The sequence below is a fragment of the Saccharopolyspora sp. 6V genome (assembly GCF_020176785.1).
Lineage (GTDB): Bacteria > Actinomycetota > Actinomycetes > Mycobacteriales > Pseudonocardiaceae > Saccharopolyspora_C > Saccharopolyspora_C gregorii.
Map to the genome: position 1 here is coordinate 1 of NZ_JAIUKB010000167.1, position 21265 is coordinate 21265.

23 protein-coding genes are annotated in these 21265 nt (G+C 73.7%); 15 read left to right on the plus strand and 8 right to left on the minus strand.

From position 1 onward, the window contains the following. Positions 1-463 precede the first annotated feature (463 nt). Entirely contained in the window at positions 464-1156 is a 693-nt protein-coding gene (locus tag LCD35_RS26660) for an IclR family transcriptional regulator (protein ID WP_225045144.1), read from the minus strand. A gap of 99 nt (positions 1157-1255) precedes the next feature. Here LCD35_RS26660 and LCD35_RS26665 point away from each other — a divergent pair, with 99 nt between their 5' ends. The 8 genes from LCD35_RS26665 (at position 1256) to fahA (ending at position 9441) form a co-directional block, all read left to right on the plus strand. Next, positions 1256-1675 (plus strand): nuclear transport factor 2 family protein, encoded by a 420-nt coding sequence (locus LCD35_RS26665; RefSeq protein ID WP_224960285.1) that lies wholly within the window; start codon positions 1256-1258, stop codon positions 1673-1675. A 34-nt stretch (positions 1676-1709) separates the two neighbouring features. Beyond that, the gene (locus tag LCD35_RS26670) at positions 1710-2537 is read left to right on the plus strand and encodes an SDR family NAD(P)-dependent oxidoreductase (protein WP_225045145.1); all 828 of its coding nucleotides are present in this window, start codon (positions 1710-1712) and stop codon (positions 2535-2537) included. Continuing rightward, positions 2530-3324: an SDR family NAD(P)-dependent oxidoreductase gene (locus LCD35_RS26675; RefSeq protein WP_224967630.1), complete on the plus strand. Its 795-nt coding sequence runs from the start codon at positions 2530-2532 to the stop codon at positions 3322-3324. Before LCD35_RS26670 ends, LCD35_RS26675 begins: the two co-directional genes overlap by 8 nt. Further along, complete coding sequence (locus tag LCD35_RS26680) at positions 3321-4736, plus strand: FAD-dependent oxidoreductase (RefSeq protein ID WP_304612908.1); 1416 nt, start codon at positions 3321-3323, stop codon at positions 4734-4736. The genes LCD35_RS26675 and LCD35_RS26680 overlap by 4 nt, the downstream gene beginning before the upstream one ends. A gap of 27 nt (positions 4737-4763) precedes the next feature. Next, a complete protein-coding gene (locus LCD35_RS26685; protein ID WP_224960289.1) occupies positions 4764-6089 on the plus strand; it encodes an MFS transporter in 1326 nt (441 codons plus the stop codon). Between the two features lie 132 nt (positions 6090-6221). Continuing rightward, positions 6222-7421, plus strand: a complete 1200-nt coding sequence (locus tag LCD35_RS26690; protein ID WP_224978119.1) for a homogentisate 1,2-dioxygenase — start codon at positions 6222-6224, stop codon at positions 7419-7421. Further along, positions 7418-8272 carry a hypothetical protein gene (locus LCD35_RS26695; RefSeq protein ID WP_374108141.1) on the plus strand — a complete coding sequence of 285 codons (855 nt, stop codon included), beginning with the start codon at positions 7418-7420 and terminating at the stop codon, positions 8270-8272. The genes LCD35_RS26690 and LCD35_RS26695 overlap by 4 nt, the downstream gene beginning before the upstream one ends. Further along, positions 8269-9441, plus strand: coding sequence for a fumarylacetoacetase (gene fahA / locus LCD35_RS26700; protein WP_225045146.1), 1173 nt, complete (start codon positions 8269-8271; stop codon positions 9439-9441). Before LCD35_RS26695 ends, fahA begins: the two co-directional genes overlap by 4 nt. Positions 9442-9517: 76 nt before the next feature. Here fahA and LCD35_RS26705 read toward each other — a convergent pair whose 3' ends face one another. Further along, positions 9518-10414: an exonuclease domain-containing protein gene (locus LCD35_RS26705; RefSeq protein WP_224960295.1), complete on the minus strand. Its 897-nt coding sequence runs from the start codon at positions 10412-10414 to the stop codon at positions 9518-9520. A gap of 179 nt (positions 10415-10593) precedes the next feature. Continuing rightward, complete coding sequence (gene ykgO, locus LCD35_RS26710) at positions 10594-10716, minus strand: type B 50S ribosomal protein L36 (RefSeq protein WP_009943488.1); 123 nt, start codon at positions 10714-10716, stop codon at positions 10594-10596. A 185-nt stretch (positions 10717-10901) separates the two neighbouring features. Between ykgO and LCD35_RS26715 the strand changes: the two genes are divergently transcribed. Together LCD35_RS26715 and LCD35_RS26720 are read left to right on the plus strand one after the other, a co-directional pair. Beyond that, positions 10902-11909, plus strand: a complete 1008-nt coding sequence (locus tag LCD35_RS26715) for an isopenicillin N synthase family oxygenase (protein ID WP_225045147.1) — start codon at positions 10902-10904, stop codon at positions 11907-11909. Then, positions 11906-13222, plus strand: coding sequence for an O-acetylhomoserine aminocarboxypropyltransferase/cysteine synthase family protein (locus LCD35_RS26720; RefSeq protein WP_224960299.1), 1317 nt, complete (start codon positions 11906-11908; stop codon positions 13220-13222). The genes LCD35_RS26715 and LCD35_RS26720 overlap by 4 nt, the downstream gene beginning before the upstream one ends. Before the next feature lie 66 nt (positions 13223-13288). Here LCD35_RS26720 and LCD35_RS26725 read toward each other — a convergent pair whose 3' ends face one another. Next, the gene (locus LCD35_RS26725) at positions 13289-14122 is read right to left on the minus strand and encodes a hypothetical protein (RefSeq protein WP_224960300.1); all 834 of its coding nucleotides are present in this window, start codon (positions 14120-14122) and stop codon (positions 13289-13291) included. Between the two features lie 147 nt (positions 14123-14269). Between LCD35_RS26725 and smpB the strand changes: the two genes are divergently transcribed. After that, positions 14270-14806 carry an SsrA-binding protein SmpB gene (gene smpB / locus LCD35_RS26730; RefSeq protein ID WP_225045148.1) on the plus strand — a complete coding sequence of 179 codons (537 nt, stop codon included), beginning with the start codon at positions 14270-14272 and terminating at the stop codon, positions 14804-14806. Between the two features lie 70 nt (positions 14807-14876). Here smpB and LCD35_RS26735 read toward each other — a convergent pair whose 3' ends face one another. Next, positions 14877-15035: a hypothetical protein gene (locus tag LCD35_RS26735; RefSeq protein ID WP_224960302.1), complete on the minus strand. Its 159-nt coding sequence runs from the start codon at positions 15033-15035 to the stop codon at positions 14877-14879. A gap of 180 nt (positions 15036-15215) precedes the next feature. Between LCD35_RS26735 and LCD35_RS26740 the strand changes: the two genes are divergently transcribed. Then, positions 15216-15653, plus strand: coding sequence for a MarR family winged helix-turn-helix transcriptional regulator (locus tag LCD35_RS26740; protein WP_224963126.1), 438 nt, complete (start codon positions 15216-15218; stop codon positions 15651-15653). Positions 15654-15824: 171 nt separating this feature from the next. Then, entirely contained in the window at positions 15825-16661 is an 837-nt protein-coding gene (locus LCD35_RS26745; protein WP_224963128.1) for an SAM-dependent methyltransferase, read from the plus strand. A 42-nt stretch (positions 16662-16703) separates the two neighbouring features. On the opposite strand, the gene LCD35_RS26750 is transcribed toward LCD35_RS26745, so the two are convergent. The 3 genes from LCD35_RS26750 to LCD35_RS26760 form a co-directional block, all read right to left on the minus strand. Then, entirely contained in the window at positions 16704-17117 is a 414-nt protein-coding gene (locus LCD35_RS26750) for a hypothetical protein (RefSeq protein ID WP_224963129.1), read from the minus strand. A gap of 399 nt (positions 17118-17516) precedes the next feature. After that, on the minus strand, positions 17517-18956 hold the full coding sequence (locus tag LCD35_RS26755; protein ID WP_225045149.1) for a cell wall metabolism sensor histidine kinase WalK: 1440 nt from the start codon (positions 18954-18956) through the stop codon (positions 17517-17519). 8 nt (positions 18957-18964) lie between these two features. After that, on the minus strand, positions 18965-19651 hold the full coding sequence (locus LCD35_RS26760) for a response regulator transcription factor (RefSeq protein WP_224968993.1): 687 nt from the start codon (positions 19649-19651) through the stop codon (positions 18965-18967). Between the two features lie 361 nt (positions 19652-20012). Between LCD35_RS26760 and LCD35_RS30175 the strand changes: the two genes are divergently transcribed. Together LCD35_RS30175 and LCD35_RS26765 are read left to right on the plus strand one after the other, a co-directional pair. Next, positions 20013-20138, plus strand: a complete 126-nt coding sequence (locus LCD35_RS30175) for a hypothetical protein (protein ID WP_255615648.1) — start codon at positions 20013-20015, stop codon at positions 20136-20138. Continuing rightward, a partial coding sequence (locus tag LCD35_RS26765; protein ID WP_225045150.1) for a methyltransferase domain-containing protein occupies positions 20135-21265 on the plus strand: 1131 nt, incomplete at its 3' end. The genes LCD35_RS30175 and LCD35_RS26765, both read left to right, overlap by 4 nt.

The following is a 21265-nucleotide window of genomic DNA, read 5'->3' on the forward strand; positions in this document are numbered from 1 at the left end:
CCCGGGCCCCCCCCCCCCCCGCGGCCGCGCCCCCCCCCCCGGGGGCGGGGCGCCCCCCCCCCCCCCGCCCCCCCCCCCCCCCCCCCCCACCCCCCCCCCCGGGCCCCCCGGCCCCCCCCCCCCTCGACGGGCTCCGCCGCGGTGGAGGAGCGGACGCACGTCGGCGCCGGGGCCGCACTTCTGAATCCGCAGGCCGTGACCCCTGCTTCTGGGGAGCGGGTGGCGGAACCCGGGTGGTTCCCTCGCTGCGGAATCGTTTTCTCCTGTGACTCCACCACAGGAGAAGACGCTGTCCCCGCGAGGACAGCGCTGAGAACACGCGGGTGGTCGGCTTGCGGGCGTGGTCGTCAGCTCAGCGGCTTCGCCGCTGACAGGCGGAGAAGATCCGCCGTGCGAGTGCTGATCCGGCGGATCGAGCTCCCCGGCCAGGCGTTCCCGCGGGCGGGGCGTCGTGCCGCGCGGGTCAGCGCAGCAGGGCGCCGAGGCGGTGCGCCGCGTCGAGGACGATCCCGCCGAGCTCCTGTACGTCGTCCACCTCGAACAGCGACAGCCCGAGGCTGACCGGCGGTTCGGTGCCCGGCACGAGCGCCGAGATCCCGGTGACCGACGGTGCGATCTCCCCGTGCGACACGGCGAATCCGCGTTCGCGGGTCTCCCGCACCGCGTCCCGTTCGCCCGCGCGCGGGGGTGCGGCGGCCAGCAGTGCGAGGCCCGCCGAGCCGCGGTCGATCGGATCGACCTGACCGGGCCGGAACGACACGTGCATCCGCGCGCGTCGCGGCTCGACGATCATCAGCATCCGCACCTGGTGCTCGTCCTCCTGCACCACGAGGTGCGCGGTGGCCCGGGTGCGTTCGGTGAGCTCGTCGAGCACGGGCCGGGCCAGCGTCCGCAGGTCCTGCTCGACGGGTTCGCTCAGCTGCACCAGCCCGGTCCCGAGCGAGATGCGCTTGACGTCGTCGCGGCGGCACAGCCGGTGCGCTTCGAGGGTGCGCACCAGGCGGTGCGCGACGGTGCGGTGCACGCCGACGCGTTCGGCGAGTTCGCCGAGGGTGAGCCCGCGCGGCTCCTCGGCGAGGACTTCCAGGATCCGCAGCCCGTTGTGCAGCGTCTTCGACATCCCGGAGTCGAGCTCGACCGCACCGGTCTCGGACATGGGGTTCCTCCTGCGCAGTGTTGACGCGGTGCGTGAGCCCGCTTACAGTACCAATTAATCGCACGCTGTGTGCGATAATAGCACATCGATGGAGGGTTCGTGCAGCCGATCGGCGCCGACGTGCTCGCGCACGTCCACCAGCTCTACGGCGCGCAGAGCAGGCACATCGACGAGGGTCGCGCCGCCGGGTGGGCCGCGACGTTCACCGCCGACGGCGAGTTCCGCTCGCCCAGCTACCCGGAACCCGCCATCGGCACCACCGCCCTCGTCGAGTTCGCCGAGCGCTTCGCCGCCGCCGACCGCGACGCGGGCGCCCGCACCCGGCACGTGATCACCAACCTGGTCGCCGAACCGGCCGGACCCGGGGCGCTCACCGTGCACGGCTACCTGCAGATCGTGCGCACCGCCGCGGGCGAATCCCGGCTGCTGCGGATGACCACGTTCACCGACGAGCTCGTCGCCGACGGCGGGACGTGGCGGGTCCGCCGCCGCGAGGTGCGCCGCGACGACGCGCGGTGAACCACGCAAACCCAGCCAGGCGAGGAGAGAACGCATGTCCACTTCGGACGAAAACGGCCCCGGCGGTGCGCTGCACCGGCCGATCGGCGCGCACTACCCGGACCTGCCCGGCAAGGTCGCGGTGATCACCGGCGCGGCCCGCGGCATGGGCGCGGTCTTCGCGCGCGGCCTCGCCGCCCGCGGGGTGCACGTCGTCGGCGGCGACCTCGACGGCGAGCGGATGTTCGCCACCGCGGACGAGATCAACGACGCGTTGAAGTCCACAGTGGACGAACCGGGGCGGGTAGTCGGCACCGCGGTGGACGTGACGTCGGCTGAACAGCACGACCGGCTCGCCGCCACCGCCCTCGCCGAGTTCGGCAGGCTCGACCACTGGGTCAACAACGCCGGGATCTTCCCGTTCGCCCCCGCCGCGGAGATCAGCCCGGACCAGCTCGGCGGTGTGCTGCGCGTCAACGTCGAAGGCGTGCTCTACGGCGCGCAGGCCGCGGCCCGGCACCTCGGGCCCGGCGGTGCGATCGTGAACATGTCCTCGGTGTCGGCGACCCGGGTCCGGCGCGGGCGCGGCGCCTACTGCACGTCGAAGGCCGCGGTGGCGCACCTGACCGAATCGCTCGCCGTCGAGTTCGGCGACCACGGCATCCGGGTCAACGCCATCGCCCCCGGCTACATCGACACCGACATGACCCGCTGGGTCAAGGAGGACCCGGTGGCGCTGCGCCACGCCGTGGACACCGTGCCGCTGCACCGGATCGGCTCGCCGGAGGAGGTGTTCGGCGCGCTGCTGTTCCTGCTCTCCGACAGCGCCCGCTACATCACCGGGCACAGCATCGCCGTGGACGGCGGGTCCCGGCATGTCTGAGGCCGTCGAGCGCGTCGGCTACCCCGGGGTCGTGCTCATCACCGGTGCCGCCGGGGGCATGGGCGCCGCGCACGCGCGGGCGCTGGGCCGCCGGGGCGTGCACGTGTGCCTCGCCGACGTGGCCGATCCCGGCGAGGTCACCGCCGAGATCGCCGCCGCGGGCGGCTCGGCCTCCGCGCACGAGCTGGACGTCACCGACCCGGCGGCCTGGACGCGCGTCGTCGCCGAGATCCGCGACGGCCGCGGCGAGCTCGGCGGGCTGGTGAACAACGCCGGCATCTCGCGGCGGCTGCGCTTCACCGAGACCACCGCCGAGGTGTGGGAACAGGTATTGCGGGTGAACCTGCACGGCCCGTTCCACGGGATGCAGGCCGTCGCCGGGCTGATGCGCGACTCCGGCGGCGGATCGATCGTGAACATCTCCTCGATCTCCGGGCAGATCGGCTACTTCTCCCCGTCGTACTCGGCGAGCAAGTGGGGCCTGACCGGGCTGTCGAAGTCGGCGGCCGGGGACTTCGCCCGCTGGGACATCCGGGTCAACTCGGTGCACCCGGGACTGGTCGGCACCGCGCTGCTCGACGGCGCCGACGCGTTCGTGACCTCCGCGGTCGCCAGCATCCCCGCCGGGCGCACCGGCACCCCCGAGGAGATCACCGAAGCGGTGCTGTTCCTGCTCTCGGACCGCTCCGCGTACCTGACCGGCAGCGAGATGACGGTGGACGGTGGGCTGGTGTCCAACGGGCTGTACCACCGGATCCTCGCCGACAGCGGGGGAGACCTGCCATGACCGAGCACTACGACGTGATCGTCGTCGGCGGGGGCGGGGCCGGGCTGGCCGCGGCCGTGTCGGCGGCCGAACGCGGCGCCGCGGTGCTGCTGTTCGAATCGGAGCGGGAGCTCGGCGGCTCCACGCAGCTGTCCGCGGGCATGTTCACCGCCGCCGGGACGTCCGTGCAGCGGGGGCTCGGCGTCGAGGACTCGCCGCAGGCGTTCTTCCAGCACTACATGGACCTCAACCAGTGGTTGCTGCGGCCCGGCCTGGTCCGCGGGTTCTGCGACCGGGCCGGGGCCGCGCTGGAGTGGCTGATCGGGCTCGGCGTGGAGGTCCCCGCCGCGATCTCCGGCGACGCGCACACCCCCGGGCTGTGCCGGGCGGGCGTGGAGGACGTGTGGCGCGGGCACGTGCCGAAGGACCAGGGCTACGGCCTGGTGCGGGTGCTGGACAAGGCCCGCCGCGCGCACCGGGTGGAAGCGGTGCTCGGCACCCGGGTGCAGCGGTTGCGCACCACCGGCGACCGGGTGTCCGGCGTCGTCGCCGACGACGTCGAGGTCGACGCGGACGCGGTCGTGATCGCCAGCGGTGGCCTCGCCCGCGACCCGGAGCTGCTGGCCCGGCACTACCCGGCCGCGGCCCGCGCCGGCGAGGACCTGTTCGTCGTCGCCGCCGACGGCAGCCGCGGCGACCACCTGCGGTTCGGCGCGCAGGTCGGCGCCGCGCTCGCCGGGGACGGCTGGGGGCTGATGCTGCCCACCGCCTACTTCCAGCGGCTGCACCACTGGCAGTCCGGTTTCCCGCCGAAGTCCCGCATCCACGTCAACGCCCGCGGCCGCCGCTTCATGGACGAGGACGCCTCCTACGCGGTGTCCACCGGCATCATCGACGCCCAGCCCGGGCCGGTGTGGGCGGTGTTCGACGAGCGGGCCCGCCGCGCGCTGCCGCCCGGCTACGCGCACTGGGACGCGGCGGTGGTGCTGCGCGAGGCCGAAGCCGGTCGCACCGCGCGCGCCGCGACGCTGCCGGAGCTCGCCGAGCTGATCGGGGTGCCCGCCGCGGCGCTCACCGCCGAAGTGGCGCGCTGGAACGACCAGCTGCCGCACGGCGCCGACGCCGACTTCGGCAGGCACGAGACCTTGCGCGCCAAGGGATCCACCGCCGCACCGGACCCGATCGGCGAGGGACCGTTCTACGCGGTGCGCACGCTGCCCGCCGAACTGGTCTGCACCCACGCCGGGCTGGAGATCGACGCCACCGCCGCCGTGCTCGACGAGCGCGGGAGCCGGGTGCCGGGTCTGTTCGCCGCCGGGGAGGCCGGGGCCGGGGTGCTCGGCGCCCGCTACGTCGGCGGCGGCAACGCCGTCGCCAACGCCATCACCATGGGCCGCGCCGCCGGGCTGTCCGCCGCGCGCCGCGCCGCCTGACTCTGCTCAACGTCGAGGAGAAACGCCATGTCCGACGCCGCCGACGGCGAACTCGGCAGGAGGACGGTCCGGAAGGTCTCGTCCCGCATCCTGCCGATCGTGGGCCTGCTGTACGTGTTCAACTACATGGACCGGGCCAACATCAGCTACGCGCAGCTCGGCATGCAGCACGAGCTCGCCATCACCACCGCGACCTTCGGCGTCGCCGCGTCGATCTTCTTCCTGGTGTACGTGCTGTTCGAGATCCCCAGCAACATGATCATGAAGCGGGTGGGGGCGCGACTGTGGCTGGCGCGCATCGCCATCACCTGGGGCCTGGTCACCGTGCTCACCGGGTTCGTGCAGAACGTGCCGCAGCTCTACGGCGCCCGCATCCTGCTCGGCATCGCCGAAGCCGGGCTCTTCCCGGGGCTGCTGCTGTACATGACCATGTGGTTCCGCACCGGGGAACGCGGCCGGGCCATCGCCGCGCTCGCGCTGGCACAGCCGATCGCGATGGTGCTGGGCAGCCTCACCGGCGGGTTCATCCTGGACCACGTGCAGTGGTTCGGGCTCAGCGGCTGGCGCTGGGTGTTCATCCTGCAGGGCGCGCCCGCGCTGCTGCTCGGCGCGCTCACCCTGCTGTACCTGCCGAACCTGCCCAGCCAGGCCCGGTTCCTCACCAAGGCCGAATCCGCCTGGCTGGAACGCGAGATCAGCGCCGAGTACCGGTCCGAGGAACCCGAGACGTTCCTGGGCCAGCTGCGGATCCTCAAGGACCGCAAGGTGCTGTACCTGGCGGTGGCGAACCTGTTCGCGGCCTGCGGGCTCTACGGCTTCACCTTCTTCCTGCCGCAGATCATCAGCCAGCTCGACCCGTCCTACTCGGCCACCAACATCGGAGTGCTCGGCGCGGTGCCGTTCCTGGTCGGCGCGGTCGGGATGCTGCTGGTGGCCCGCAACTCCGACCGCACCGGGGAGCGGCGCGGGCACGTGGTGGCGCTGATGCTGCTGGCCGCGGCCGGGCTGGCGGGCACCATCTGGTTCCGGCAGGACCCGGTGCCCGCGCTGGTGTGCCTGTCGATGGTGGCCGTCGGGGTGCTCGGCTACATGGCGCCGTACTGGGCGATGGCCGCGCGCGTGCTGTCCCGCGAGCACACCGCGGTGGGGCTCGCCGCGATCAACTCGATCGCCGCGCTCGGCGGGTTCCTCGGTCCGTACGTCATCGGGATCAACGCCGGTGAGGGGAACGTGTCGCTCGGGCTCTACTTCCCGATCGGCTGCCTCGTGGTGTGCGCGGTGCTGCTGCTGGCGGTGCGCGTGCCCCGGGACGAGGCGGCCAGGACGGTGGTACCGGCGGGAGCGGCGGAGTGAGCCGCTCGCGCTTTCGGCGGTGGTGCGGCGCGGGTCTGATCGGTGCAATGACCTCGCCCCGGTCCGCCACCGCGGACGGGATGGCAGCACGCGGCGGTGCCCGACCGGCACCGCGGACAGGAGGCGAGAACGATGGCGCACTACCGGCGACTCGGTGACGTCCCGCCGAAGCGGCACACCCAGCACCGCGACGAGCAGGGCGCGCTGCACTTCGAGGAGCTGATGGGCGAGGAGGGCTTCTCCGCGGACTCCTCGCTGCTCTACCACCGGAACCTGCCCTCGGCGATCGTCGATTCGCAGGTGTGGGAGCTCCCGGACCAGACGACCACCCCGAACCACCCGCTCACCCCGCGGCACCTGAAGCTGCACGACCTGTTCACTGCGGAGGCCGCGGCCGCCGCCGACGTGGTCACCGGGCGCAGGCTGGTGCTCGGCAACGCCGACGTGCGGATCTCCTACGTGGTCGCCGAGCGGAAATCCCCGTTGTACCGCAACGGGATCGGCGACGAGATCGTCTACATCGAATCGGGTTCGGCGACCGTCGAGACGGTGTTCGGGGCGCTGGAGGCGACCTCCGGCGACTACGTGCTGATCCCGCGCGCCACCACGCACCGCTGGGTGCCGCACGGCGACGAGCCGCTGCGCGCCTACGCGATCGAGGGCGGCGGGCACATCGCCCCGCCGAAGCGCTACCTGTCCCGGTTCGGGCAGCTGCTGGAGCACGCTCCCTACTGCGAACGGGACCTGCACGGGCCCGCCGAACCGCTGCTGCGCGAGGGTACCGACGTGGAGGTGCTGCTCAAGCACCGCGGGTCCACCGGCATCGTCGGCACCCGGCTCGTGTACCCGCAGCACCCGTTCGACGTGGTCGGCTGGGACGGCTGCCTGTACCCGCTCACCTTCAGCGTGCACGACTTCGAACCGATCACCGGGCGGGTGCACCAGCCGCCGCCGGTGCACCAGGCGTTCGAGGGCGAGAACTTCGTGATCTGCAACTTCGTCCCGCGCAAGGTGGACTACCACCCGCTGTCCATCCCGGTGCCGTACTACCACTCCAACGTCGACAGCGACGAGATCATGTTCTACTGCGGCGGGAACTACGAGGCGCGCAAGGGATCCGGCATCGGGCAGGGCTCGGTGTCGGTGCACCCCGGCGGGCATTCGCACGGACCCCAGCCCGGTGCCTACGAGCGCAGCATCGGCGTGGAGTTCTTCGACGAGCTCGCCGTCATGGTCGACACCTTCCGGCCGCTGGAACTCGGCGAAGGCGGGCTGGCCTGCGACGACGGGCAGTACGCCTGGACCTGGGCGGGACGGGGGCCGCGGTCGTGACGCCCCCGCTGGTCGCCGGGCTGCTCGACGACGCGGCGATGTTCCCGCCCGGCCTGCTGCCGCTGCCGCAGGCCGTGCGGGCGCACGCCGCGCACCGCACCGCCGCGCACTCGGCGGCGGTGGGGCCGCTGGTCGTGGCCGCGCCCGCGCTCGCCGAGCTGCCCGCGGCCGACCCGGCGGGGACCGCGCCGCTGGCGGTGACGGTGCCCGCTGGACCCGCCGCCGTGCCGGCCGCGCTCGCCGAACTGGGTGGTTTCCCGTTGCGGGCGCTGGAGATCCCGCTGCCGGACCTCGACCCGGGCGAGCTACCCGAGGCCCTGCGCCGGATCCGGGGGAGCACCGACGCCGAGGTGTTCGTGGAGGTGCCCCGGGACGACCGCCGCGCCGCGGTGCTGGCCGCGCTCGGGCCGCTCGGCTGCCGGGCGAAGTTCCGCACCGGCGGGGTGCGCGCCGACCTGCATCCCGGCGAGGAGGAGCTGGCCGCCGCGGTGCACGAGGTGGTGCGCCTCGACGTCCCGTTCAAGGCCACCGCCGGGCTGCACCACGCGGTGCGCGGCAGCCGCGGGTTCGAGGAGCACGGGTTCCTGAACATCCTGCTCGCCGTGGACGCCGCGCTGCGCGGTGGCTCGGTCGCCGACCTCGCCGCCGTGCTCGCCGACCGGGACGCGCCCGGGATCGCCGCCCGCGTCGCCGCGCTGGGGGAGGAGCGGACGCGGGAGCTGCGCGCCCGGTTCACCTCCTTCGGCACCTGCAGCGTGGCCGAACCGCTCGCCGAACTCGCCGCGCTCGGCCTGCTGCCCGGCCACCTGGCCACCGACCTGCCCGCGAACCACCCAGGAGCCGACTCGTGATCATCGACGTGCCCGCCGATTCCGGCTACGGCCGGGAGAACCTGCCCTACGGCGTGTTCAGCACGCCCGGCACGACGCCCCGCGTCGGCGTCCGGCTCGCCGACCGGGTGATCGACCTGGCGGCGGCGCTGGACGACCCGCTGTTCGCCGTGCCCTCGCTGAACCCGTTCCTGGCTCGCGGCAAGGAGTGCTGGGACGAGGTGCGCGCCCGGATCACCGCGCTCGTCGATGGCGACGTGCCCGACACCGCCGTGCACCCGGTGGCGGAGGTGACGATGCACCTGCCGTTCGACGTGGGCGACTACGTGGACTTCTACGCCTCCGAGCACCACGCGTCCAACCTCGGCCGGTTGTTCCGGCCGGACGCGGCACCGCTGCTGCCGAACTGGAAGCACCTGCCCGTCGGCTACCACGGCCGCGCGGGCACCGTCGTCCCCTCCGGCACGCCGATCGTGCGGCCCAGCGGGCAGCGCAAGGCGCCGGACGAGGCCGCCCCGAGCTACGGGCCCAGCAGGAGGCTGGACATCGAGGCCGAGCTCGGCTTCGTCGTCGGCACCGGATCGCGGCTGGGCGAGCGGGTCCCGGTGTCCGCGTTCGAGGAGCACGTGTTCGGCGCGGTGCTGGTCAACGACTGGTCCGCCCGCGACCTGCAGGCCTGGGAGTACGTGCCGCTCGGCCCGTTCCTCGGCAAGAGCTTCGCCACCTCGATCTCGCCGTGGGTGGTGCCGCTGGCCGCGCTGCGCGCCGCCCGGGTGCCGACCCCGGTGCAGGACCCGGAGCCGCTGCCGTATCTGCGGGAGGGCGATCCGTGGGGCCTGGACGTCGAGTTCAGCGTGCGGTGGAACGGCGAGGAGGTCAGCCGCCCGCCATACCGCGAGATGTACTGGTCCCCGGCGCAGATGCTCGCGCACCTCACCGTGAACGGCGCGAGCTGCCGCCCCGGCGACCTGTTCGCCTCCGGCACCATCTCCGGGCCCGGCAAGGAGGAACGGGGCGCGTTCATCGAACTCACCTGGGGCGGCGCGGAACCGGTGCGGGTCGGCGGCGAGCCGCGGACGTTCCTGGAGGACGGCGACGAGGTCGTCCTCACCGCCACCGCACCCACCGCGTCCGGCACCCGCCTCGCCTTCGGCGAAGCCACCGGCCGCATCCTCCCCGCCCGCCCCTGACCGGCGGGGCATTCGCGGAGGAGCGTCCCGTTCGACCTGATCGAACGGTCGAACGGGACGCTCTGGAGCGGTTTCGTCAGCGGCGGTCCAGTCCGGCGAGCAGCTGCGAGAATCCGTGCTCGGTGACGATCGGTATCCCGTACTTGCGGGCGGTCTCGGCCTTTCGGGACTGCGAATCCGCGTCCGCCGCGATCAGCAGTCGGGTCTTCTTGGTGACGTAGGCCCGCACGGTGAGCTCGGCTCGTTCCGCGCGGTCGATCCACTGCTCGCGAGGCGCGCTCGTCTCGCCGGTGAACACGACGGAATCTCGCGGTGCCAAGCGGATGTCGACGGTCAGCGGTGGCACCGGCATCGCGTTCGCGGCCGCCGCGGATCGGTGCACCGGTACCGCCACGGGGCCGGTCGGGGCAGGCCACCGGGAGGTCCGCGCGAGCCGTTCCGCCTCCCGCCATCGGGCGTCTCCGGGGGCGGTCCGCAGGTAGTGCCGGAGGAGGCCCGCGGCGGCCCGCGCGTCGTGCAACGCGGCGTGCGCGTGCACGAGCGGCACCCCGGTCGAGGCGCAGCAGGACGCGAGGTCGAACTCGTCCTGGCGAAGGAAGTCGTGGGCGAGCAGCATCGTGCACAGTCCGGCGGGCGCGCTCTCCGCCACGTCGAACCCGAGGCGGTCGAATTCCTCCGCGAGGAACCCGAGGTCGAAGCTCAGGTTGTGCGCGACCAGCACTCGCCCGGTGAACAGCCGGGACAACTCCGGCGCGATCTCCGCGAACACCGGCGCGTTCCTGGCATCGGCCGCACTGATGCCGTGCACGTGCTGCGGGCCCAGATCGCGCTGCGGGTTGATCAGCGTGCACCACTCCTCCTGCACGGCTCCGGACGGATCGAGCAGGACGACGGCGATCTCCGCGATGCGATGCCGCGAACGGAGTCGGAGGCCGGTCGTCTCGACGTCGATCACCGCATAACCCCAGGACATGGCGGTTCCCCTCGCCTCCCGCCGCGACTTCGAGCCGAGCCGGTTCTCCCATGGCGCAGCCGCATCGCGTTCGTGTCGATCTTCACGTTACAGGTGGCTCGAAGCGGGAGACGGGAGAAGGCATTGCGGTGACGGGGAAAACGTCGCCGGGACCCGGTTCGGCGGATCCCGGCGACCGGTCAGCCCTGGCGGCCCTTCCAGCGGGGGTTGCGCTTGTTGACCACGTAGAGCTTGCCGCGCCTGCGCACGACCTGGGACCCGTCCTTGTCCTTGAGAGACTTGAGCGATGCGCGGACCTTCATCCGTCCTCCTCGCGGTGCGGAACACGACGTTCGTCGATGGCGCACCCAGCTTAGACGATATCGATAATCGTTTTCACCTAGGCCTCGCCTGGAGGTGTCGACCGGTGCCCCGATCGGGTCCCGTGCCGTGGAAGATCGCCATCGGCGGATATTCGCGGCCTACGCTGCCGACCGGAGGTGCCGCCATGACCCAGACCGCGCTCCCGCTGATCGACCTCTCCCGGTTCCGCGACCCCCGCGAGCGGGAGCCGCTGCTGGCCGAGCTGCGCCGCGCCGCGCACGACGTCGGCTTCTTCCACCTCACCGGGCACGGCGTGCCCGAGGAGCTCATGACCGGGATCTTCGAGGTCACCCGCCGGTTCTTCGCGCTGCCCGTCGCACAGCGCCGGGAGATCGAGAACGAGCGCTCCCCGCAGTTCCGCGGCTACACCGCCACCGGTCACGAGCTCACCGGCGGCACCCCGGACCGGCGCGAACAGCTCGACATCGGCCCGGAGCGCGAGCCGGTGCCGACCGGGCCGGGTGATCCGCCGTGGCAGCGGCTGATCGGGCCGAACCAGTGGCCGGCCGCGCTGCCGGAACTGCGGGAGGTCGTCCTCGCCTGGCAGGCCGAGGTGCTGCGCGTCGGCCGCGAAGTGCTGCGCGCGCTCTCGGCCGCCCTCGGGCAGCCCGAGGACCACTTCGACACCTGGTTCGACGCGGACGCCAGCACCCACCTCAAGCTGGTGCACTACCCGGGCGCGGCCGACCGCGGCCAAGGTGTCGGCGCGCACAAGGACTACGGCTACCTCGCGCTGCTGCACCAGGACTCGGTCGCCGGACTGCAGGTGCAGGACGAGTCGGGTGGCTGGATCGACGCCGACCCGGTGCCCGGGACCTTCGTGGTCAACATCGGGGAACTGCTGGAGCTCGCCACCGGCGGCTACCTCACCGCCACCCGGCACCGGGTGCGCAGCCCCGAACCCGGTGTGGACCGGTACTCGGTGCCGTTCTTCCTCGCGCCGCGGCTGGACGCCGTGGTGGAACCCCTCGAACTGCCCGCCGAACTCGCCGCGGAAGCCCGCGGGATCAGCGCCGACCCGGACAACCCGCTGCTGGCCGCGTACGGGGAGAAGGCGCTGCTGGGCTGGCTGCGCTCGCACCCCGAGGTGGCGCGGCGCTGGTGGTCCGACGTGCTGGAGGCGCGATCATGACCGGACCGCTGGAAGCCGGACCGCGCTGGGCGTTCGACACCCGCCAGGTGCACGCCGGGGCTCGCCCGGACCCGACGACCGGGGCGCGGGCCACCCCGATCTACCAGACCACGTCGTTCGTCTTCGACGACGCCGAGCACGCCGCCGCCGCGTTCGCGCTGCAGGACCTGGACACGCACGCCTACAGCAGGCTGTCGAACCCGACGAACTCCGTCGTGGAGCAGCGCATCGCCGACCTGGAGAACGGCATCGGCGCGGTCGCGGTCGCCAGCGGGCAGGCGGCCTCCGCGCTGGCGCTGCTCGCGATCGCGCGCGCCGGTGATCACGTGGTCGCGTCCTCGGCGCTCTACGGCGGGACGCACAACCTGTTCGCGCACACCTTCGCGGACCTGGGCATCACCGTCGACTTCGTCGACGACCCGGACGACCTCGGCCAGTGGCGGGAGGCGGTGCGCCCCGGGACCAGGGCGCTGTACGGGGAGACGATCGCGAACCCGAGCGGCGCCGTGCTCGACGTCGAAGGCGTCGCCTCCGTCGCGCACACCGCCGGGGCACCGCTGGTCGTGGACAACACGGTGGCGACGCCGTACCTGTGCCGCCCGCTCGACCACGGGGCGGACGTGGTGGTGCACTCCACCACGAAGTTCCTCTCCGGCCACGGCACCGGCGTCGGCGGGATCATCGTCGACTCCGGCCGGTTCGACCACTTCGCGGACCCGGAGCGCTGGCCGCAGCTCACCGCGCCCGACCCGAGCTACCACGGCCTGGTGTTCGGCACCGAGTTCGGCGAGCTGGGCTACCTGATGCGGGTGCGCACCCGGCTGGTCCGCGACCTCGGGCCCGCGGTGTCGCCGTTCAACGGGTTCCTGCTGCTGCACGGCCTGGAGACGCTGTCGCTGCGGATGGAACGGCACGTCGCGAACGCCCGCGCGATCGCCGGCTGGCTCGACGACCAGCCCGAGGTGACGCGGGTGCACTACGCCGGGCTGCCGTCGAGCCCGTGGCACGCCGCCGCGAAGCACTACCTCGCCGACGGGGCCGGGGCCGTGCTCGCCTTCGAACTCGCCGGTGGCCTGGCCGCGGGGAAGCGGTTCGTGGACGCGCTGCGGCTGTTCAGCCACCTGGCGAACATCGGTGACGTGCGCAGCCTGGTGATCCACCCGGCGTCCACCACGCACGCCCAGCTCGACGAGGACCAGCAGCGCGCCGCCGGAGTCACCCCCGGCCTCGTCCGGCTCTCCGTCGGCCTCGAATCCGCCACCGACCTCATCGCCGACCTCGCCACCGCCCTCGCCGCGACGGCGGACGGCTGATCGACGAGCAGGTGGTCGACCACCCGCGCCTCGGTGGCGCTCAGGTCGTCGCCGCCGTGCGCTGACCTAGCGCGCCGCCGCCTCCGGGCCGAGGAGTTCGGGCGCGTAGGCGAGCAGCAGCCGCAGGGCGCTCACCGGGGCGGCCACCGGATCGGGCAGCGCCACGTCGCGGGCCACGTGCGCCCCGCGGTAGGCCGGTTCCGGGATGGTGACGTCGGTGAACCAGCGCAGGAAGTCGGCCGGGGCCAGCGGGATCCCCGTGCTCCCGGCCAGCGCCTCGTTCAACGCGAGCAGCGCGGCGGGCGGGTTGCGCAGCATCCACCGGTAGAGCTCGGAGAACTCGAAGATCCGCTGGTCCACGCGGCTGGCGACCGCGCCGTGGCGCTGCGCGATCCGCACCCCGTGCTCGGTGGAGGCCTGCTCGGCCGCGCTCCACGCCGGGTCGTGCACCCACCGCTGCGCCAGCTCTCCGCGGTGCAGGCGGTGCAGGTAGTCGGCCCACAGCGGTGCCCCGGGATTGCCGAAGTCGTCCGCCGAACGGCCCAGCGCGATGGCGGCTCCGCGCTCCACCCCCTCCAGGATGCCCGCGTCCACGTAGGACACCCAGCTGCCGGGGGCGCCGAAGCCGTTCTCCGCGAAGAACCGGATGATCCCCTCGATGTTGCGCCAGTGCCGGAAGCCAGGCACGTACTCGGCGGCGATCTCGTCCTGCACGGCGCGGACGAACACCAGCCGTTCGGACAGCGGCAGCCGGTCCAGCTCCAGCGCCGTGCAGTCCAGGGTGCGCGCGCACTCCGATCCGTTCCGCTGCGGCGCGGCGGCGGCGGGCGGGACGCCGAGCGCGAGCAGCGCCGGTACCAGCAGGAGCAGGACGACGTCGCGGCAGCGGGGCAGTCGCACCGGGGACCTCCGGGAATCGGAACTCGATCACCGGACAGTTCAGCAGCTCCGCCGCCGATCTCCGCCGCCCCGGCACCGGAATCACCCGCACGGATGATCGCGGCGGCTCGGTGCGGGACGTCCGGCGGAGGTCGTAGAGTCGGGGGCATGGTCCAGCACGGCGACCGCTCGGTGATCGCGAGGAATCGCCGGGCGCGGCACCACTTCACGATCCTCGACACCTACGAGGCCGGGCTCGTCCTGGTCGGCACCGAGGTGAAGAGCCTGCGGCTCGGGCGCGCCTCCCTCGCCGAGGCGTTCGCCACCGTCGACGACGGGGAGGTGTGGCTGCGCAACCTGCACATCGCCGAGTACTGGCACGGCAGCTGGACCAACCACACCCCGCGGCGCACCCGCAAGATGTTGTTGCACGCCAAGGAGATCCGCACCCTCACCGGCAAGTCCAAGGAGACCGGGCACGCGCTGGTCCCGCTGTCGATGTACTTCAGCGACGGCTGGGTGAAGGTGGAGCTGGCGCTGGCGCGCGGCAAGAAGAACTGGGACAAGCGCCGCGACATCGCCGCTCGGGACGCCGAGCGCGAGATGGCCCGCGGCATCGGCTGGCGGCTCAAGGGCCATCCCGGCCGCGACGGGAAGGGCCGGCGCCGCCCACCGGACGACCCGGTGCTGCGCTACAGCCCGTGAGGACCGCCCCGCGGCGGGCGGCGGAACCCCGTCCGCGGTTCCGCCACCCAGGCGCGGTGACGACCCGAGGTCAGTCCTCGTCCGGCTTGGCGTGGTCCGCCACGCCGGGGTTCGGGTCGCGGGACAGGTCGATCAGCGGGTCCACGCCGGCGCCCTCGGGGGCGGCGTGGTCGGGGACCCCCGGGTTCGGGTCGCGGGACGGGTCGGTCAACGGGTCGGGCTCGCTCATGCCGTGCCTCCTCGGCGTGCTCGGGGCGGGGCGCCGGACGGGCGGCGCCGACCCCAGGATGCCTGCTCCGCGACGGCCACCGGACGCGGGGAGGCGGGTTCCGGCGCGCGTTCTCCGGACGCGCTCGCGCGGCCCGGCGGATGAGATCATGAGCGCGGTCCGCTACGGGAGGAGCACCCGGTGTCATCCGAGGACGAACTGCCCGCGCTGGAGGAGGAGCTGCGCGCGTTGACGCGCCGCAGCAGGCTGCGCACCCGCGAACTCGCGCGGGACGTGCACCCGAAGCTGGATCCGACCGCCTACCCGCTGGTGGTGCTGCTGGCGAAGGAGGGCGCGCAGCGCATGTCGGCGATCGCGGCCGCGCTGTCGCTGGACAAGTCCACGGTGAGCAGGCAGGTCGACGCGGTGGTGCGGATCGGGCTCGCCGAACGGGTGGCCGACCCGGTCGACGCGCGCGCCAAGCTGGTCGTGCTCACCGAGCAGGGCGGCGTGCGGGTCAGCGAACAGCTCGCCGAGCAGCGGCGGCGGTGGCGGGAGGTGCTGGGCGGCTGGGACCCGGCGGACATCGCCGAACTGGCCCGGCTGCTGCACCGGCTGGGCGAGACCGACCTGCTCTGAGCGGACCGCTCGATCCCTGGCGCGCTCGGCCGGAACGCCGTCGTCGCTGGTGAGGTTCGTTACGCGCCGACCGGGATTGCCCAGGCCACAGCGCGCCCGCCGCACGGCCGGCTGCCGCGTCCCGTGCGGGAGGAGGTTGTCGTCGACCACCAAGATCACTACTTTGGGTGAATGGCTGGTGATCAGGACAGGTGGCGGGCGCTGGGTGTCGACGTGGAGCTGCCGAGCGCGGCCCGCGTGTACGACGCCTACCTCGGCGGCGCCCACAACTTCGCGGCGGACCGGGCCTTCTTCGCCAGGGCCAAGGAGAAGCTGCCGCACATCGCCGACGTGGCGCGCTGGAACCGCACCTTCCTGCGCCGCGCCGTGCAGACCATGGCCGAGGAGGGCATCGACCAGTTCCTCGACATCGGCTCCGGCCTGCCCACCGCGGGCAACACGCACGAGATCGCGCACCGGACCAACCCGGACGCCCGCGTCGTCTACGCCGACAACGAGCCGGTCGCGGTCGTGCAGACCGAGGAGCTGCTCAAGGACGTGCCGGGCACGGCCGTCGTGCGGGGCGACTTCCTGGAACCCGACGCGATCCTCGGCGCGGCCGCGACCCGCGAACTGCTCGACCTCACCAAGCCCGTCGGGGTCCTCGCCGTGGCGCTGCTGCACTTCATCCCCCGCGAGCAGCACCCCGAGGCGGCGCTGGAGCGGTACAAGGACGCGCTGCCCGCGGGCAGCCGGCTCGCCATCAGCCACGCCACCGTCGACGGCGTCGCCGAACCGGTCCGCTCGCAGACCCTCGACTTCATCGACTCCTACAAGGACACCCAGAACCCGGGATTCACCGCTCGCGACGAGCTGGAGTTCCGGCGGTTCTTCACCGGGTGGGAGCTGCTGGACCCGGGAGTCGCGTTCACCTCGGAATGGCGTTCCGACCTCACCGACGTGGACGACTTCGCCACGGCCAACCCGAAGAACGCGGTCTGCTTCGCCGCGGTCGCCCGCAAGCCCTAGGCCGCGGAGGGACCCCTCGTGCCCTCCGCGGCCGGGCTCGGGTCAGCCGATCTCGACGCGGGTGGCGTCGGCGTGCTCGCCGTTCGGCACGCCGGAGACGGTGACCTGGTCGCCGTCGCGCAGCTCGTCGGCGCCGACCGGCTGCCCGTCCTTCAGCACCGCGGTGTCCGCGCCGACGACCCACAGGAGGCCGTCGGCGTTCGCCTTGAACACGACGAACTCGCCGTCGGGCGTCTGCACGTCGCCGCGCTCCCGCACGACGCCCTGCTCGGCGACGATGTCGCGCGCCTGCTCGTTCACCGCGGAGCGGTCGAGCGCGGTCGGCTGGGCGGTGGCGGCGGACTCGGCCGACGGGGCGCTGCCGGTGGTGGCCTGGGCGGCGGCGCCGATGGCCAGGGCGGGCGCCAAGGCCAGCGCGGCGATGGCGGCGGTGCGTCGGAAGGTGTTGAGCCGCATGGGATTTCCTCTCCTCGTGAACTTGCGGACTCGTTCAGGTTGACCGCCCGATCTCGGTGAATCCGGTGCGGTTCTGAGAGGTTCCTGGGAGCCGCGGACCGTTCCGGCAGCTCGCGATCACCGGGACGGTCCGCGGCGCGCGATCCTCCCGGAGAACTCCCAGGAACCCGATCCGGCCGCGGCGCGGGCGGCGAACCGGTGAAGACCTGCTGCGGCTTCGGCCTCGATCGTGCCGCGTCGCGATGGCCCGGATGCTCGGTTCCGCAGCCGTCCGGATTCGCAGCCGTCCGGATTCGCCCGGCGGCGCGGGATCGCGCGCTCGACCGCGGTCCGGGACGGGTCGGCCCGGCGGTGGGGATCGCGCGCTCGCGCGGAATCCGGGGCCGGTTCGTCCCGCGGTCACCCCGCGTCGGCCGCCCGAGGGGCCTCCGCGCCGGTCGCCGGGGAGATCTCGACGCGGTCCAGCACGACCCGGAAGCAGGTGCCCGCCCCGGGCGCGGTCGCCAGCTCGACCCGTCCGTCGTGCGCCTCCACCAGCGAGCGCACGATGGCCAGCCCCAGCCCGGCTCCGCCGCTGGCCCGGCTGCGCGACCCGTCGGACCGGTAGAACCGCTGGAACACCCGCTCCGCTTCCTCCGGGGCGAGTCCCGGCCCGTCGTCGGCGACCTCCAGCACGGCGCGTCCGTCGATCGAACCGACGCCGATGCGCACCGGCGTGCCCTCCGGGGTGTGCCGCACGGCGTTGCCGACGAGGTTGGTGACCACCTGCCGCAACCGTTCCTCGTCGGCCAGCGCGGGCGCGGCCGCGGGCGGGCCACCGCCGGGTCCGGTCAGCTCGGCGGGCCGCGACGGGTCGAGCGCGTGCACGTCGTGCAGCGCGTCGGCGGCGAGGGTCCGCAGGTCCATCGGGGCGAGCTGCAGCGGCAGCCGTTCGTCGAGCCGCGCCAGCAGCAGCAGGTCGTCCACCAGCCGCTCCAGCCGGTCGGATTCCCGCTCGATGCGGGACATCGCGTCCACGCCCGCGGGCACCGCGCCCATCCGGTGCAGCTTGCTGAACCCCTTGATCCCGGCCAGCGGGGTGCGCAGCTCGTGGCCGGCGTCGGCGACGAAGCGGCGCATCCGCGCCTCCGATTCGGCGCGGGCGGCGAACGCGGCCTCGTTGCGGTCGAGCATCGCGTTCAGCGCCCGCGACAGCCGCCCGACCTCGGTGTCCGATCCGGCCGATTCGGGGACGCGGCTGCCGAGGTCGCCCGCCGCGATGGCCGCCGAGGTCCGCTCGATCCGGCGCAGCGGCCGCAACCCGGCGCGCACCGCGAACCACCCGGCCAGCGCGAGCACCGCCAGCAGGGCCGTGGCGGTGCCCGCGGAGATCGCCCGCATCCGGGCGACGGTGTCGTCCACCTCGGCGCGCGAGAGCGCGGTGACCACCAGCTCGTCCCGGCCGGGCTGCGCGAGCAACCGCCAGTGCTGGGTGCCGTCGCGGCTCGGCACGTCCACCGGGCCTGCGGTGGCGGTGAGCCCGGTGAGGTCCGGGCCCGGCAACCGCTCTCCGGTCCACTCCTGCTCGGTGACCGCGCCGCCCGCGCCCAGCCGTGCCGCGTACGTCGTGGAACCGGGCAGCGCGAAGTTGTCCCGCACCACCACCGTGCCCGGCCCGGGCAGCCCCGCGTCCGGCACCTGGAAGATCCTCGCGCCCGCGGTCGCCGTCGCCGCCAGCTGCGCGTCCAGCTTGCCGACGAGGTTGCGCTCCAGTGCGCCGATCACCACCGCGCCGCCGATCGCCAGGCCCGCCGCGAGCAGCCCCACCGCGATCAGCAGCACCCGGGCGCGCAACGACATCCGGGCGATCACGAGCGCGGCCCGCGCAGCACGTAGCCCACCCCGTGCACGGTGTGGATCAGCTTCGGCTCGGTGCGGTCCACCTTGCGCCGCAGGTAGCTGATGTAGGTGTCGACGATGCTCGGGTCGCCGCCGAAGTCGTACCGCCACACCTCGTCGAGGATCTGCCGCTTCGACACCACCTGGCCCGCGTTGCGCACCAGGTAGGTCAGCAGCCGGAACTCGGTGGGGGACAACCGGATCGGCTGTTCGGCGCGCAGCACCTGGTGGCTGTCCGGGTCGAGCTCCAGGTCCGCGACGGTCATCACCCGGGAGGTCGCCGCGTGCCCGGAGCGGCGCAGCACCGCGTGGATCCGGGCGATCAGCTCCTCCGGGTCGAACGGCTTCGTCACGTAGTCGTCGCCGCCCAGCGTCAGGCCGCGCACCTTGTCCCGCGGGGCGTCGCGGGCGGTGAGGAACAGCACCGGCACCTGCCCGCCGCGTTCCTCCCGCAGCCGCCGCAGCACCTCGAACCCGTCCGCGTCCGGCAGCATCACGTCCAGCAGCACCAGGTCGGGCCGCTCGTCCACGGCCGCCCGCAGCGCCTCCGCCCCGGTCGCGGCCGCCGTCACCCGGAACCCGGCGAAGCGCAACGTCGCGGCCAGCAGTTCCCGCACGGTCGGCTCGTCGTCCACCACCAGCAGGCTCGAACCCATCCCCACCCCGCCCTAGATCCGATCTTCCCGCCCCAGGTTAGGCGCGTCCGCCAGGTCCGCCGCCGAGAGCGGGTGCGACCCGGCCCGGCTCCGCAGGTGACCGACCCGAGGCCCGGTCCGGGGGACCCGGTGGCGACGCCGCCGACCGGGTTGCGGGACGCGGCCGTGATCACCCGCGGGGAGCATTCCGGTGCCCTGACAGGAGGAACTCGCACCGGTCCGCGTCGCGGGATGCCGATGGAGTGGGGGACGGCCGAACACGTCCCGGTCGTCCCCGCCCAACGCCGTTCCCGATGCGGGCGGGCGAACGAGGTTCCGCGCGACCGCGCGGATTCCTACCATGAACGAGCGGAGGAGTCCCATGGGCACGGAGAAGAAGGACACCGGCGCCACCGACGGCGGGCAGCACGACGTGGGCCGCGACGGGCAGACCGGCAAGACCGCGGACGACATCGACCCGAAGGACTACGAGCAGGGGTTCCGGTGACCGAGGTCGCCGCACCGGACGGGCCGGGCCGGCTCGTCGCCGCGCTGGACGCGGCGGGCGCGCTGCCCGCCGCGTTCGGCCCTGCCTTCCTCGCCGCCGCGCGGGAGTGGTTCGTCCCCGAGCGGTTCTGGTACCGGCCGGACGAGGCGGTCGCGGACGTGGCGCTGAACCGGGACGACGCTCCGGAACGGTGGCTGGCCGCGGTGTACGCGGACCGTCCGCTGGTGACGCAGTTCGACGCCGGAGCGGCGGTGTGGCCCGAGCTCGGTCATCGGCCCACCAGTTCCGCGTCCGCGCCGTCGGTGGTGGCGGGGATGCTGCGGGCGCTGGGACCCCGGCCGGGGGATTCGGTGCTGGAGATCGGGACCGGCACCGGCTGGAACGCCGCGCTGCTCGCGGAGGTCGTGGGCGAGGCCGGTGAGGTGACGACCGTGGAGATCGACCCGGAGGTCGCCGCCGGGGCGCGGGCGAGGCTGCGCGCGGCGGGCTACGACCGCGTGGAGGTGGTCGAGGGCGACGCGGCGAGCGCGATCGACGGTGCGCGGCGCTTCGACCGGATCACCGTCACCGCAGGCGTCCACATCGGACGGTTTCCGTACTCCTGGGTGCGGAGCGCGGTTCCGGGCGGGGTGATCGTCGCGTCGATGCGGGCCGACCTGGCCACCGGACCGCTGGTGCGGTTCGTCGTCGGCGCGGACGGCACGGCGCGCGGGAACGCGGTCGCGGAGCTCGGGGTGTCCTTCATGGACCTGCGATCGCCGCGGGAGGTTCCGGCGGAGCTCGACCCGTCGGAGCGGGACGACGCGGCGGCCGAGTCGTCGTGGACCGAGCTGGCACCGTGGGTGCCGCTGCTGGCCGACGACCACCGGTGGCCGATCGCGGTCGCGCTGCCCGGCTGCCGCTACGAGGTGCGGGAGCGCACCGCGGACCGGCCGCCCGCCGCTGCCCATGTGGGAGTGGACCGTCGCTCCGGACCGGCAGCGCGTCACCCTGCCGCCCACCACCTGAGCTGGAGACGCGGGTGGGCCGGGGGGGGGGGCGCGCCCCCCGGCCCGGGGGGGGGGGGGGGGGGGGGGCGGGCGGGGGGGCGGGGGGGGCGTAGAGGTTGTGTGCCGGTGGGGGGTGTG

What these genes read in the sequence shown, in the direction of transcription:
- LCD35_RS26685 (WP_224960289.1), top strand. Translation starts at nt 4,764, where the DNA reads ATGTCCGACGCCGCCGACGGCGAACTCGGCAGGAGGACGGTCCGGAAG.
- LCD35_RS26755 (WP_225045149.1), bottom strand. Translation starts at nt 18,956, where the DNA reads ATGTCGTTGCGCGCCCGGGTGCTGCTGATCGCGGTGGGGCTGCTCGCG.
- LCD35_RS26720 (WP_224960299.1), top strand. Translation starts at nt 11,906, where the DNA reads ATGACCGGACCGCTGGAAGCCGGACCGCGCTGGGCGTTCGACACCCGC.
- LCD35_RS26715 (WP_225045147.1), top strand. Translation starts at nt 10,902, where the DNA reads ATGACCCAGACCGCGCTCCCGCTGATCGACCTCTCCCGGTTCCGCGAC.
- LCD35_RS26690 (WP_224978119.1), top strand. Translation starts at nt 6,222, where the DNA reads ATGGCGCACTACCGGCGACTCGGTGACGTCCCGCCGAAGCGGCACACC.
- LCD35_RS26660 (WP_225045144.1), bottom strand. Translation starts at nt 1,156, where the DNA reads ATGTCCGAGACCGGTGCGGTCGAGCTCGACTCCGGGATGTCGAAGACG.
- LCD35_RS26735 (WP_224960302.1), bottom strand. Translation starts at nt 15,035, where the DNA reads ATGAGCGAGCCCGACCCGTTGACCGACCCGTCCCGCGACCCGAACCCG.
- LCD35_RS26705 (WP_224960295.1), bottom strand. Translation starts at nt 10,414, where the DNA reads ATGTCCTGGGGTTATGCGGTGATCGACGTCGAGACGACCGGCCTCCGA.
- LCD35_RS26680 (WP_304612908.1), top strand. Translation starts at nt 3,321, where the DNA reads ATGACCGAGCACTACGACGTGATCGTCGTCGGCGGGGGCGGGGCCGGG.
- LCD35_RS26670 (WP_225045145.1), top strand. Translation starts at nt 1,710, where the DNA reads ATGTCCACTTCGGACGAAAACGGCCCCGGCGGTGCGCTGCACCGGCCG.
- LCD35_RS26745 (WP_224963128.1), top strand. Translation starts at nt 15,825, where the DNA reads ATGGCTGGTGATCAGGACAGGTGGCGGGCGCTGGGTGTCGACGTGGAG.
- LCD35_RS26675 (WP_224967630.1), top strand. Translation starts at nt 2,530, where the DNA reads ATGTCTGAGGCCGTCGAGCGCGTCGGCTACCCCGGGGTCGTGCTCATC.
- LCD35_RS30175 (WP_255615648.1), top strand. Translation starts at nt 20,013, where the DNA reads ATGGGCACGGAGAAGAAGGACACCGGCGCCACCGACGGCGGGCAGCAC.
- LCD35_RS26750 (WP_224963129.1), bottom strand. Translation starts at nt 17,117, where the DNA reads ATGCGGCTCAACACCTTCCGACGCACCGCCGCCATCGCCGCGCTGGCC.
- smpB (WP_225045148.1), top strand. Translation starts at nt 14,270, where the DNA reads ATGGTCCAGCACGGCGACCGCTCGGTGATCGCGAGGAATCGCCGGGCG.
- LCD35_RS26760 (WP_224968993.1), bottom strand. Translation starts at nt 19,651, where the DNA reads ATGGGTTCGAGCCTGCTGGTGGTGGACGACGAGCCGACCGTGCGGGAA.
- ykgO (WP_009943488.1), bottom strand. Translation starts at nt 10,716, where the DNA reads ATGAAGGTCCGCGCATCGCTCAAGTCTCTCAAGGACAAGGACGGGTCC.